The sequence below is a fragment of the Sphaerotilus sulfidivorans genome (assembly GCF_013426975.1).
In the GTDB taxonomy this organism is placed as follows: Bacteria; Pseudomonadota; Gammaproteobacteria; order Burkholderiales; family Burkholderiaceae_C; genus Sphaerotilus; species Sphaerotilus sulfidivorans.
Map to the genome: position 1 here is coordinate 24,027 of NZ_JACCPY010000022.1, position 12,849 is coordinate 36,875.

12 protein-coding genes and 1 tRNA gene are annotated in these 12,849 nt (G+C 68.6%); 4 read left to right on the plus strand and 9 right to left on the minus strand.

Annotation, left to right across the window (positions count from 1 at the left end; genetic code table 11):
- Nucleotides 1-46 precede the first annotated feature (46 nt).
- Entirely contained in the window at nucleotides 47-1,246 is a 1,200-nt protein-coding gene (locus tag HZU84_RS13295) for a DNA polymerase Y family protein (protein ID WP_244954535.1), read from the plus strand.
- Here the strand turns inward: HZU84_RS13295 and HZU84_RS13300 are convergent.
- The 7 genes from HZU84_RS13300 to petA all read right to left on the minus strand — a co-directional run bounded on the left by HZU84_RS13300 (nucleotide 1,213) and on the right by petA (nucleotide 6,071).
- A complete protein-coding gene (locus tag HZU84_RS13300) occupies nucleotides 1,213-1,659 on the minus strand; it encodes a YbaN family protein (RefSeq protein WP_180692956.1) in 447 nt (148 codons plus the stop codon). The genes HZU84_RS13295 and HZU84_RS13300 overlap by 34 nt on opposite strands.
- Nucleotides 1,660-1,725: 66 nt before the next feature.
- Nucleotides 1,726-1,801, minus strand: a tRNA-Thr gene (locus HZU84_RS13305).
- A gap of 81 nt (nucleotides 1,802-1,882) precedes the next feature.
- On the minus strand, nucleotides 1,883-2,404 hold the full coding sequence (locus HZU84_RS13310) for a ClpXP protease specificity-enhancing factor (RefSeq protein ID WP_149504260.1): 522 nt from the start codon (nucleotides 2,402-2,404) through the stop codon (nucleotides 1,883-1,885).
- A gap of 58 nt (nucleotides 2,405-2,462) precedes the next feature.
- On the minus strand, nucleotides 2,463-3,077 hold the full coding sequence (locus HZU84_RS13315) for a glutathione S-transferase N-terminal domain-containing protein (RefSeq protein WP_037478668.1): 615 nt from the start codon (nucleotides 3,075-3,077) through the stop codon (nucleotides 2,463-2,465).
- A gap of 162 nt (nucleotides 3,078-3,239) precedes the next feature.
- A complete protein-coding gene (locus HZU84_RS13320; RefSeq protein ID WP_149504261.1) occupies nucleotides 3,240-4,022 on the minus strand; it encodes a cytochrome c1 in 783 nt (260 codons plus the stop codon).
- 31 nt (nucleotides 4,023-4,053) lie between these two features.
- Nucleotides 4,054-5,457 (minus strand): cytochrome b, encoded by a 1,404-nt coding sequence (locus HZU84_RS13325; RefSeq protein ID WP_149504262.1) that lies wholly within the window; start codon nucleotides 5,455-5,457, stop codon nucleotides 4,054-4,056.
- 17 nt (nucleotides 5,458-5,474) lie between these two features.
- Nucleotides 5,475-6,071 carry a ubiquinol-cytochrome c reductase iron-sulfur subunit gene (gene petA / locus HZU84_RS13330; RefSeq protein ID WP_149504263.1) on the minus strand — a complete coding sequence of 199 codons (597 nt, stop codon included), beginning with the start codon at nucleotides 6,069-6,071 and terminating at the stop codon, nucleotides 5,475-5,477.
- A gap of 354 nt (nucleotides 6,072-6,425) precedes the next feature.
- Between petA and mscL the strand changes: the two genes are divergently transcribed.
- Nucleotides 6,426-6,848: a large conductance mechanosensitive channel protein MscL gene (gene mscL / locus HZU84_RS13335; RefSeq protein WP_149504264.1), complete on the plus strand. Its 423-nt coding sequence runs from the start codon at nucleotides 6,426-6,428 to the stop codon at nucleotides 6,846-6,848.
- 193 nt (nucleotides 6,849-7,041) lie between these two features.
- Nucleotides 7,042-9,141 carry a putative bifunctional diguanylate cyclase/phosphodiesterase gene (locus HZU84_RS13340; protein WP_149504265.1) on the plus strand — a complete coding sequence of 700 codons (2,100 nt, stop codon included), beginning with the start codon at nucleotides 7,042-7,044 and terminating at the stop codon, nucleotides 9,139-9,141.
- Between the two features lie 28 nt (nucleotides 9,142-9,169).
- Here the strand turns inward: HZU84_RS13340 and HZU84_RS13345 are convergent, their stop codons facing one another.
- Entirely contained in the window at nucleotides 9,170-10,366 is a 1,197-nt protein-coding gene (locus HZU84_RS13345; RefSeq protein WP_149504266.1) for an amino acid aminotransferase, read from the minus strand.
- A 226-nt stretch (nucleotides 10,367-10,592) separates the two neighbouring features.
- Between HZU84_RS13345 and HZU84_RS13350 the strand changes: the two genes are divergently transcribed.
- Nucleotides 10,593-11,477 carry a response regulator transcription factor gene (locus tag HZU84_RS13350; protein ID WP_149504267.1) on the plus strand — a complete coding sequence of 295 codons (885 nt, stop codon included), beginning with the start codon at nucleotides 10,593-10,595 and terminating at the stop codon, nucleotides 11,475-11,477.
- Between the two features lie 40 nt (nucleotides 11,478-11,517).
- On the opposite strand, the gene lplT is transcribed toward HZU84_RS13350, so the two are convergent.
- Nucleotides 11,518-12,798, minus strand: a complete 1,281-nt coding sequence (gene lplT / locus HZU84_RS13355; RefSeq protein ID WP_149504268.1) for a lysophospholipid transporter LplT — start codon at nucleotides 12,796-12,798, stop codon at nucleotides 11,518-11,520.
- Nucleotides 12,799-12,849: the final 51 nt, after the last annotated feature.

Here is a 12,849-nt window from a genome sequence, read left to right on the forward strand (position 1 = left end):
GCTGGCGCCCTCGCCTGCGCCCGCCCGTCTGATCGCGCACCTCGACATGGACGCCTTCTACGCCTCGGTCGAGCTGCTGCGCCGGCCCGAGCTGCGCGGCCGCGCGGTGGTGGTCGGCGGCAGCCGCGCCCGCGCCGCGCGCTTCGAGGACGGCCACTGGCCGCGCCTGGGCGACTACGCCGGCCGCGGCGTGGTCACCACCGCGACCTACGAGGCGCGCGCCCGCGGCATCCATTCCGGCATGGGCCTGATGAAGGCCGCCGCGCTGGCGCCCGACGCGGTGCTGCTGCCGGCCGACTTCGACGAGTACCGGCGCCTGTCGCGCGCCTTCAAGGAGGCGGTGGCCGAGCTGGCCCCGGCGATCGAGGACCGCGGCATCGACGAGATCTACATCGACCTGAGCGCGGTGGCGCGCGCGCACGAGCCGCTCGGCCACGACCCGCTGGGCGGCGCACGGGCGCTGGCCCAGGACATCCGCAACAACGTGCGCACCGCCACCGGCCTGAGCTGCTCGATCGGCCTGGCGCCGAACAAGCTGCTGGCCAAGATCGGCAGCGATCTCGACAAGCCCGGCGGCCTGACGGTGCTGACCGCCGCCGACCTGCCGCTGCGGATCTGGCCGCTGCCGGTGCGCCGCATCAACGGCATCGGCCCGAAGGCCGGCACGCGGCTCGAGCAGCTCGGCATCCAGACCATCGGCGAGCTGGCGGCCTGCACGCCCGACTGGCTGGTCGAGCACTTCGGCCGCACGCAGGGGCTGTGGATGCACCGCAGCGCCCACGGCCTGGACGACCGCCCGGTGGTGACGCACAGCGATCCGGTGTCGATGAGCCGCGAGACCACCTTCGATCGCGACCTGCACCCGCGCCATGACCGCGAGCAGCTCGGCGCCCTCTTCACCCGGCTGTGCGAGCAGGTGGCGGCCGACCTGCAGCGCAAGGGCTGGGTCGGGCGCACCATCGGCATCAAGCTGCGCTTCGACGATTTCCGCACCGTCACCCGCGACCTGACGATCGAGCTGCCGACGGCCGACGCCGCGCTGATCCGCCGCGCCGGCGGCCTGTGCCTGAAGCGGGTCAGCCTGAACCGGCGCCTGCGCCTGCTCGGGGTGCGGGTGGGCACGCTGTCGCGCGCCGATGCGCAGCCGCCGCGGCCGCGGCCTAAGCGCCCGCCCCCGATGCCGCAGACCGCTCCAGCGGACGCGCCGCTGACTCAGACGCTGCCGCTGTTTCCGGACGAGTCCTGAAGCGGCAGATCCTCGCGCGCAGGCAGCCGCGCCATCCACAGCGCCACCAGCGCGCAGCAGAGCGCCGGCAGCCACTGCAGCCGCGGCAGCGACCAGGCCGCCACGACCGATCCGATCGCCATCATCGCGAAGGCCAGCCAGCGCGCCCGACGCGGAATGGCACGGTGGCGACGCCAGTCGCGCACCATCGGCCCGAAGGTGCGGTGGGACAGCAGCCAGCGCTCGCAGCGGGTGCTGCCGCGCGAGAAGCAGGCTGCGGCCAGCAGCACGAAGGGCGTGGTCGGCAGCAGCGGCAGGAAGATGCCGACCACGCCCAGCAGCAGCGCGACCAGCCCGGCCGACAGCCACAGCGCCCGCCACCAGACGGGCCGACGCGGCAGCTCGGCTGCGCTTGCATGTGTTCTCAGATTCACCGCGAACGCTCTCCGCAAGAAAGAAGCCCGCGCCTCCGGGAGGAGACGCGGGCTTCATCGTAACCCTGGTGCCGACTATCCGAATCGAACGGATGACCTACTGTTTACAAGACAGTTGCTCTACCAGCTGAGCTAAGTCGGCGGGGAGCCGGATTGTAGTGAAAAAGCGCTCCGAGGTGTCAGGCCCGAGCCTGCTGCACCTGCGCTCGCCCCACTTCCAGCCTCACTTGATGCGCTTGAGCGACGGCCGTGCGCCCGCAGGCGGTGCGGCCGGCGGCGGCTCGTCGCCACCCGCATCCGCGTCGGCGGGCATCTCTGCGGCGGAGGCAGGAGCCGGCGCCAGTCGCAGCCCGGCGCTGGGCGCCGGTGGCTCGGGCGTCTCGGCCGGGGCCTGAGGCTCGAGATCGGTCGGGCCCTCGGGCATCGGGAAAGCCATGCCCTGGCCGTTCTCGCGCGCGTAGATCGCGATCACATGGTCGATCGGCACGACGATGTCGCGCGCGACGCCGCCAAAGCGGGCCTTGAAGTCGATCACGTCGTTGCCCAGGCGCAGGCCGCTGGTGGCATCGAAGCTGACGTTCAGCACGATCTCGTTGTTCTTGACGAACTCCATCGGCACGCGCACCGAGGAGTCGACATGAACGGCGAGCAGCGGCGTGAAGCCGTTGTCGATGCACCAGTCGTGCAGCGCACGGATCAGGTAGGGACGGGTCGAGGTGCCCTGGGAATCGTGATCGACGGACATGCAGCGGTGCGCTCAGGCAGAAGTGGATCCGGGTCGGCGGCGGGAACGGCAGCGCGGCTTACTTGCGCATCACCTTCTCGGACGGCGTCAGCGCCTCGATGTAGGCCGGACGCGAGAAGATGCGCTCGGCGTACTTCAGCAGCGGTGCGGCATTCTTCGACAGCTCGATGCCGTAGTAGTCCAGGCGCCACAGCAGCGGCGCGATCGCCACGTCGAGCATCGAGAAGTCCTCGCCCAGCATGTAGCGGTTCTTCTGGAAGATCGGCGCGAGCTGCGTCAGCCGGTCGCGGATCTGCGAACGCGCACGCTCCAGGTCCTTCTCGGTGGCCTTGACGCCGCCGCGGCCCTCGAGCAGGTTGACATGCGTGAACAGTTCCTTCTCGAAGTTGAACAGGAACAGGCGCACGCGTGCACGAGCCACCGGGTCGCCCGGCATCAGCTGCGGATGCGGGAAACGCTCGTCGATGTACTCGTTGATGATGTGCGATTCGTACAGGATGAGTTCGCGTTCGACGAGGATCGGCACCTCGTTGTACGGATTCATCAGCGCGATGTCCTCGGGCTTGGCGTAGAGATCGACGTCACGGATCTCGAAATCCATGCCCTTCTCGAACAGCACGAAACGGCAGCGATGCGAGTAGGGGCAGGTCGTGCCGGAGTAAAGCACCATCATGGCGGAGATCGCTCCTCGAAGAGAAGACAGAGCTCTGGAACCGAACTCTGAAAAACAAAAGCGCGCAGAGAGCCTCGATGGGCACTCTGCGCGGTGACACCGGCCCGAGGCGCCGCACGAGGCGGCCGCCCGGATCCGGCGCCGGACACCGGGAACGTCAGCTTACTTGACGTCCTTCCAGAAGGCTGCATTCAGACGCCAGGCGATGACGGTGAACACGGCCAGGAACAGCAGCACCCAGACACCCAGCTTGGTGCGCAGGCCCTGGTTGGGCTCGCCCATCCACTGCAGATAGGCGACCAGATCGCCGACCGCCGAGTCGAACTCCTGCGCCGACATCTTGCCCGGCTTGATCTGCTCGAAGCTCTTGAAGGCGTGCGTGACCTTGCTCGGGTCATGCGGATCCTTGACCTCCTCGAAGATCGCGCGGCGCTCGCCTTGCAGCTCCCAGAGCACATGCGGCATGCCGACGCTCGGGAAGGCCAGGTTGTTCCAGCCGGTCGCCTTGGTCTCGTCGCGGTAGTAGGTGCGCAGGTAGGTGTAGAGGTAGTCCGCACCGCTGCCGGCATGGCTGGCGCGCGAGCGGGCGATGACCGTCAGGTCCGGCGGCGTCGCGCCCAGCCAGTCCTTGGCCTGGCGCGCGTTCAGCGAGACGTTCATCAGGTCACCGACCTTGTCGGTGGTGAACAGCAGGTTGTCCTTGATCTGCTGTTCGGTCAGGCCGATGTCCTGCAGCCGGTTGAAGCGCATGAACGCGGCGGCATGGCAGTTCAGGCAGTAGTTGACGAACAGCTGGGCGCCACGCTGCAGCGCGGCGGTGTCGTGCAGCTTCTCGGTCGGGAACTTGTCCAGCTGCACCGCGGCGCCACCGGCGGCATGAGCCGGCGTCAGCGCGGTCAGGCAGGCCGACGCCGCCACGAGCAGGGAAGCGATGAACTTTTTCATGGTTGTCTGGGCTCCGTGTCGTGGGCAGGCATCAGTGCGGCTGGAAGGTCACGCGGTCGGGGACCGGCTTGAACTCGCCGATCTGGCTCCACCACGGCATCAGCAGGAAGAAGCCGAAGTAGAACAGCGTGCCGACCTGGGCGATCAGCGTGCCGATGTCGGACGGCGGCTGGATGCCCAGATAGCCCAGGACCAGGAAGAACACGACGAAGACACCGTAGAGCGTCTTGTTCCAGGTCGGACGGTAGCGGATCGACTTGACCGGGCTGCGGTCCAGCCAGGGCAGGAAGAACAGGATGACGACCGCGCCGCCCATCACGACCACGCCCCAGAACTTCGCGTCGAAGGTCTTGAGCAGGCCGCAGACGACCACCGCACCGACCAGCACGCCGACCTTGGCCTTGCTCGGCAGATTGCCCTTGAGCACCGCCATCACCGCAGCCAGGCCGATGATGACCACCAGCACGTTGATCATCACGTCGGTGGTGGCACGCAGCATCGAGTAGAACGGCGTGAAGTACCAGACCGGCGCGATGTGCGGCGGGGTCTTGAACGGGTCGGCCGGGATGAAGTTGTTGTACTCGAGGAAATAGCCGCCGAACTCGGGCGCGAAGAACACCACGCCGGTGAAGGCCATCAGGAAGACGGTCACGCCCAGCAGGTCATGCACCGAGTAGTACGGGTGGAAGGGAATGCCGTCGAGCGGGATGCCGGTCTTCGGGTCCTTCTTGGCCTTGATCTCGACGCCGTCCGGGTTGTTCGAGCCCACTTCATGCAGCGCGATGATGTGAGCGGCCACCAGACCGATCAGGATCAGCGGCACGGCGATGACGTGGAAGCTGAAGAAGCGGTTCAGCGTCGCGTCCGACACCACGAAGTCGCCGCGGATCAGCAGGGCCAGGTCCGGACCGACGAAGGGCACGGCGGCGAACAGGTTCACGATCACCTGCGCGCCCCAGAAGGACATCTGGCCCCAGGGCAGCAGATAGCCCATGAAGGCCTCGGCCATCAGCGCCAGGAAGATCGCGCAGCCGAACACCCACACCAGCTCGCGCGGCGAGCGGTAGGAGCCGTAGATCAGGCCGCGGTACATGTGCAGGTAGACCACCACGAAGAACGCCGAGGCGCCGGTGGAGTGCATGTAGCGGATCAGCCAGCCCCAGGGCACATCGCGCATGATGTACTCGACCGAGGCGAACGCGAGGGCCGCGTCCGGCTTGTAGTGCATGACCAGGAAGATGCCGGTCACGATCTGGATCACCAGCACCAGCAGCGCCAGCGAGCCGAAGAAATACCAGAAGTTGAAGTTCTTCGGGGCGTAGTACTCGGACAGGTGTTCCTTGTACAGCTTGGACGCGGGGAAGCGGTTGTCCACCCAGGTCAGCAGCTTCTCGCCTGCGGAGGCGTCCGGGGGAGCGACTTTGAATTCAGCCATGTTGGACCTCAGTTCCTTCAAGCCTTCTTGTCTTCACCGATCAGGATCGAGGTGTCCGACAGGTACATGTGCGGCGGCACCTCGAGGTTGTCCGGCGCCGGCTTGTTCTTGAACACCCGGCCCGCCAGGTCGAAGGTGGAGCCGTGGCAGGGGCAGAGGAAGCCGCCCTTCCAGTCGTCCGGCAGCGAGGGCTGCGGGCCGGCCTGGAACTTGTCGGACGGCGAGCAGCCCAGGTGGGTGCAGATGCCGATGACGACCAGATATTCGGGCTTGATCGAGCGCGGGGTGTTGCGCGCGTATTCGGGCGTCGGATAGGCGGTGCGCACCGAGTCCGGATCGGCCATCTCGGCGCTCAGCGCCTTCAGGGCCTCGAGCTGCTCGGGCGTGCGACGCACCACCCAGACCGGCTTGCCACGCCATTCGACCGTGATCTTCTCACCCGGCTTGAGTGCGCTGATGTCGACCTCGACGGAGGCGCCGGCCGCCTTGGCCCGCTCCGACGGCGTGAAAGTGCTGACGAAAGGCACGGCGGTTGCCAGGCCGCCTACGGCGCCTGCGCAGCCCGACGCGATCAGCCACGTCCGCTTGGCCTGGTCGACTTGCTGGTCACTCATGTTATTCCTCGGGAAAAGATCCGGTCTCTGAGAGGGGGGCAACCCCTAATTCTAGCCCAGCCCGAAGGGGCTTCTCCACATTCGGCAACACCCGGCCCTGTCTGTGGCATCGCCAAGCTGAGGCAAAAACAACACGCTCAGGAGCACGGCCTGTCCCGGCTGTGGCCCTGCTCATGTCGCCTTCATGCCAGCCTCCAGCCCCGACCTAATGATGGTTGACGTGGCGCTGACAGCGGCAATACTTCACGAGGCGTGACAAAGAGGCACGCCGACTTCCAGACCCCGAGCTTCACCAAGATTCATTTCCGCGGGAAACCACGGGCGCCAGCGCCCGACACCACAGGAGCAACAACCATGGGCATGATGAGCGAATTCAAGGATTTCGCCCTCAAGGGCAATGTGATGGACCTCGCCGTCGGCGTGATCATCGGCGGCGCGTTCGGCAAGATCGTCGACTCGGCGGTCGGCGACGTGATCATGCCGATCGTCGGCAAGATCTTCGGCGGGCTGGACTTCAGCAACGCCTTCATCCCGCTGGCCGGCCAGACCGCCACGACGCTGGTCGAAGCCAAGAAGGCCGGCGCGGTGCTGGCCTACGGCAACTTCATCACCATCGCGATCAACTTCATCATCCTGGCCTGGATCATCTTCCTGATGGTCAAGGGCATGAACCGCCTGAAGAAGGCCGAGCCGCCGGCGCCGCCCGCCCCGCCGGCACCGACGCCCGAAGACGTGGTGCTGCTGCGCGAGATCCGCGACGCGCTGAAGAAGCGCTGAGCACACGCGGCCCAGCCGCAACGCGGTGACACATGACGGCGCGCCCCGGTTCGGGGCGCGCCGTTCTTCTTGTGGCCTGCCCGCGACAGGCACTCAAAATTACCGTGGCAATTTTTTGCATTTGAAGTCTGTCCCCATTATGTTGGCGTAACTTGCCCGGTAATTTGTCACGCCACTTGGGGAGATCGTCGGCATGGAAGCGGCATTCCTTCCCGCTCAACAGCATTTCAGCCTTCACGCACTGGCCGCACACCGTCAAGACGGGAATGCCGCGAGTGACAGTCCAGCCACAGACCACGCCAGCGCCCATGTCACGCCGCTGCAGCGGCTGCGCACGCCGGTCTGGCTCTACGACATCGACCAGGGCCGCGTGCTCTGGGCCAACGAAGCCGCGCTGGGCCTGTGGTGCAGCGACAGCCTCGAGGAGCTGCGCCAGCGCGACATGGCGCAGGAGATGTCGCCGACCATCGCGCAGCGGCTGCGCCAGCTGCAGCAGGACTTCCGGCTGCATGACCGCAGCAGCACCGAGCTGTGGACGCTCTATCCGCGCGGCATGCCGCGCACCGTCGACATCGTCTGCACCGGCTGGGTGCTGGACGACGGCCGCATGGGCATGCTGTGCGAGGCCATCGGCGAATCGATGACCGACGCGGTCACGCTGCGCAGTGCCGAGGCGATGGTGCACACGCCCGTCATGGTCACGCTCTACAGCGTGCGCGGCCGGGCGCTCTACCGCAATCCGGCCGCGCGCTCCACTGTCGATCATCCGGATGCCGGCGCGCGCAGCCGGGTGCTCGACCGGCGCGAGCTGCGCCAGATCGTCGAGCAGCTGCACCGCAGCGGCCAGGCCCGCGCCACCACGCAGGTCAGCACCAGCCTGGGGCCGCGCTGGCACGACATCTCGGTGCGGCTGTGCCGCGATCCGGTCGAGGGCCGCCAGGTCTTCCTGGTCAGCGAGATCGACATCACCGAGCTCAAGCAGGCCGAGGCGCGTGCGCACTGGCTGGCGATGCGCGACACCCTCACCGGCCTGCCCAACCGCAGCTTCGTCTCGCGCGACTTCCAGCAGCGCCTCGACGGCCTGCACGCCAGCGGCGGCGAGGCGGCGCTGATCTTCATCGACCTGGACCGCTTCAAGGCGGTCAACGACTCGCTCGGCCATGACATCGGCGACCGGCTGCTGGTGGAGATCGCGCAGCGCCTGTATGCCACGCTGGACACCGACGACCTGGTCGCACGGCTGGGCGGCGACGAGTTCCTGGTGCTGGTGTCGAACCGCGACGGCGACATCGAGCGGCGCACCCGCCAGCTGGTGCGCCGGCTGCAGGTCGAGCTGGGCCGCACCGTGATGATCGGTCGGCTGCAGATGCAGGTCACGCCCTCGATGGGCATCTGCCGCTTCCCGCGCGACGGCCATGACATCGACGCGCTGCTGCGCAATGCCGACCTGGCGCTCTACCGCGCCAAGGAGGCCGGCGGCAACGGCGTGGGCTGGTTCACCCCGGAGCTGGTGCGTCTGGCCCGCGAGCGCATCCAGCTCGAGCAGGATCTGCGGGTGGCCGTCGAGCGCCACCAGTTCGAGGTGCACTACCAGCCGCGGGTGCAGGTCGGCAGCGGCCATCTGGTGGGCGCCGAGGCGCTGGTGCGCTGGCGCCATCCGCGCCGCGGCCTGGTCGCGCCGGATGTGTTCATCGGCCTGAGCGAGGAGACCGGCCTGATCCGCTCGATCGGCGCGATGGTGCTGGAGAAGGCCGCGCGCCAGCAGGTGCTGTGGCAGTTGCTGGGACGGCGGCTGCGCATCTCGGTGAACCTGTCGCCGCGCCAGTTCGGCGATCCGGGCCTGGTCGACACCATCGCGCGCATCGTGCGCGACACCGGCTGCGACCCACAGCAGATCGAGCTGGAGATCACCGAGTCGGTGATGCTCGGCCAGGACGAGTCCACCAACCGGGCGCTGCACCAGCTCGCCGACATGGGCTTCCGGCTGGCGATCGACGACTTCGGCACCGGCTACTCCAACCTCGCCTATCTGCAGCGCTGCCCGATCAGCACGCTGAAGATCGACCGCTCCTTCATCGCAGGCAGCGACGGGGTCAGTCCGCTGGCGCGGCTGGTGATCACGATGTGCCGGATGCTGGGCATCGAGACGGTGGCCGAGGGCGTCGAGACCGAGGCGCAGCTCGACTGGCTGCGCACCCAGGACTGCGACGAGTACCAGGGCCACCTCTGCAGCCCGGCGCTGCCGGCCGACCAGTTCGAGCGGCAGATGCTGACGATGGCCGGCCCGGCCTGAGCCGGGAACCGGGAAGCGGCCCGGCCGGTCAGCCGCCCAGCACCGCGGCGATCGCCTCGGCGGTCGGCTCGACGTTGCCGGAGTTCAGGCCGGCCACGCACATCCGGCCCGAGCGCACCAGATACACGCCATGCTGCTCGCGCAGCACGTCGACCTGCTCGGCGCTCAGGCCGGTGTAGCTGAACATGCCGCGCTGGGTCAGGAAATAGCTGAAGTCGCGGCCGGGCACACGCGCCGACAGCACCTCGTGCAGGCGCTGGCGCATCTGGCGGATGCGATCGCGCATCGCGTCGAGCTCGGCGACCCAGGCGGCGTGGAGCGCCGGCTCGGCCAGCACCCGCGCGACGATGCGCGCGCCGTGCGTCGGCGGGCTGGAGTAGTTCTTGCGCACCGCCACCTGCAGCTGGCCGGCCACCAGCGCGGCCTCGGCCACGGTCGGGCAGACCACGCTCAGGCCGCCGACGCGCTCGCCGTAGAGCGAGAAGCTCTTCGAGAAGCTGTTGGCGACGAAGAAGGCCAGGCCCGCGTCGGCCAGCATGCGCAGCGCGAAGGCATCCTCGCGCACGCCGTCGCCGAAGCCCTGGTAGGCGATGTCGACGAAGGGGATCAGGCCGCGCTCGACCATCACCGGGATCAGCTCGGCCCACTGCGCCGCGCTCAGGTCCACGCCGGTCGGGTTGTGGCAGCAGGCGTGCAGCAGCACCACCGAGCGCGAGGGCAGCGCGCGGATGGCCTCCAGCATCGCGTCGAAGCGCAGGCCGCCGGTGGCCGCGTCGTAGTACGGGTAGGTGTTCACCGGGAAGCCCGCGCCCTCGAAGATCGCGCGGTGGTTGTCCCAGGTCGGGTCGCTGATCCAGACCTGCGAGGCCGGGAAGTACTTGCGCAGGAAGTCCGCGCCGACCTTCAGCGCGCCCGAGCCGCCCAGCGACTGGATCGTCACCGTGCGCCCGCTGGTCACCGCCTCATGGTCGGCGCCGAACAGCAGGTGCTGGATCTGGGCACGGTACTCGGCCAGGCCGGTCATCGGCAGGTAGCCGCGCGGCCCGATCGACTGCAGCAGCGCCGTCTCGGCCTCGCGCACCGCCTGCATCACCGGCAGCCGGCCGGCGTCGTCGAAGTAGATGCCGATCGACAGGTTGATGCGCCCCGGGCGCGGGTCCTTCTGGAAGTTCTCGTTGAGCGTGAGGATCGGATCGCCCGCGTAGGCGTCGACGTGTTCGAACATGGACGTTGGCTCCTGCCGGAACGGCGCGGAAGAGAGGTCGGAAAACCGGATTATGGCGCTGCCCCGATCAGGAAAATCCGGGCGCGCGAAGCGTGCAATCCTGCGCACCCCCCGCGACAGCGCAGAGGTACCACGCCGTATTGAGGGGGGCTCGGCGCCTTGACGCTGCAGGCCGCGGGCTCGAAGAATCGGACCGTCCCGAACCGCATAGCCCGAGGAGTACCGGATGTCCGATTGCCAGAGCGTCGCCTTTGTCGGCCTCGGCGCCTTCGAGCGCCGGACGCTGGAGAGCTTCTTCCGGCTCGATGCCGGCCGGCGCCGCTACGCCTGCACCGACGCGATCGACGAGGCCGACTGGCTGATCGCCGATGCCGACCGGCCCGAGGCGGTGCTGCGCATCGAGCGGCTCGACCGGATGCGCGAGACGGTGTTCGTCGGCGCGGGCACCGTGCCGCGGTGCAGCGGCGCGCAGCTGCCACGCCCGATCGACGCGCACCAGCTGCGCCGCCAGCTCGACCTGCTCGGCGAGCGTCGCGCGGCCCGGGCGGCACGGCCGGGCGCCCTGCTGCAGCTGCCGCCCGGACCGCACCGGGAGCGGATCGCGGCGCTGGCGGACCAGCAGATCCATGACTTCCGGGCCAGCAGCGGCTTCAGCAACACCGTGCTGGCCGAGGGCGAGCAGCGGCTCGACCGCATTCTTGTCGTCAGCAGCAGCCCGGCCGAGTGCAGGCTGCTGCGCGACACCCTGGCGCCGCTGGGCTACCGGGTGCATCTGACCCGCAGCGCCGGCGAGGCCCAGCAGATGACCGAGCGCCTGGGCTACGGCTTCGTGTTCCTGGGCGTGGGCCAGGGCGGCAGCGCCGGCTTCCAGGTCAGCCGGCGCATCCGCCGCGAGATGGCCGACGGCGGACCGGCGCCGGTGGTGGTGGCGCTGGCACCGCGCGGCGCGGCGATCGAGCGCATTCGCGCCACCTTTGCCGGCTGCGACGCCTTCCTGACCACGCCGCTCGACGAGCGCGAGCTGCTGCACCTGCTGGCACGCCATGACCGCACCTTCGAGCGGGTCTTCCAGCCGACCGAGCTGATGGTGCCGCTCGAGATGCGCGCCTGACGGGCGGCTCACAGGGCGCGTACCCGGCGCGCCCTGCGCGTCAGTGGTGGCCGTCGCTGCGGGCGATCGTCAGCAGGCGATCCACCTCGTCGCGGTGCTGCACCGTGTTGCGCTGGTGCCAGCGCCCGATCAGCCCCATCGTTCCGGCCACCAGCAGGCCGAAGATGGTGATCGCGCCGAAGGCCGACAGGCCGCCGCGGGTCATGCCGGTGTAGAAGGCGCCCAGCGCCAGGATGCAGGCCTGCTCGTTGAAGTTCTGCACCGCGATCGAGCGGCCGGCGCCCATCAGGTTGTGGCCGCGGTGCTGCAGCAGCGCGTTCATCGGCACCACCAGGAAGCCGCCCAGGCCACCCAGGACCATCAGGAAGGGCGCGGCCAGCCAGACGTTGTCGATCAGGTTCATCAGCACCACCAGCAGGCCCATGGCCACGCCCAGCGGAATGACCCGGGTGGCCTGGTCGAGCTTCATCATCACCGAGGCCACCACCGCGCCGACCGCGGTGCCGATGGCCACCACGCCGACCAGCGAGGAGGCCTGCGTGGTGCCGTAGCCCAGCGCCGCGGCCGCCCAGGCCAGCACGATGTAGCGCAGATTGCCCGACACGCCCCAGAACAGCGTCGTCGTCGCCAGCGAGATCTGGCCGAGCTTGTCGGCCCACAGCCGGGAGTTGCACTCGGAGAAGTCGCGCACCAGCGCCAGCGGCTGCGCCGGCAGCGGCTGCAGCGGCGCGTCGGTGCGCGGGATGTAGAGATTGAACACCGCCGCGATGATGTAGAGCAGCACCAGCGAGGCGATCGCGGCCTGGGCCGGCGTGTCGATGCCCAGCGACAGGCCCGGCAGCTCCAGCGCCAGCAGGTGCGGCGCGATGTGCGGACCGACCAGCTGGCCGCCCAGCAGCACGCCCAGGATGATCGAGCCGATGGTCAGCCCCTCGATCCAGCCATTGGCCTTGACCAGCTGCGAGGGCGGCAGCAGCTCGGTGAGGATGCCGTACTTGGCCGGCGAGTAGGCCGCCGCGCCCAGGCCGACGATCGCATAGGCGGCCAGCGGGTGGGTGCCGAACAGCATCATCAGGCAGCCCAACACCTTGATGGTGTTGGAGACGAACATCACCCTGCCCTTGGGCACCGCGTCGGCGAAGGCGCCGACGAAGGGCGCGAGGATGACATAGAACAGCGCGAACATCGGCACCAGCGCGGCGCGCTGCCACTCGGGCGCACCGGAGGTTCTCAGCAGCTCGACCGCAGCGACGAACAGGGCGTTGTCGGCCAGCGAGCTGAAGAACTGCGCCGACATGATGGTGTGGAAACCTTTTTTCATCCGGAAAGATGGCGCTGCGCTCGAGGTTCTGAGGGTTCTGCAAGGGCGCGA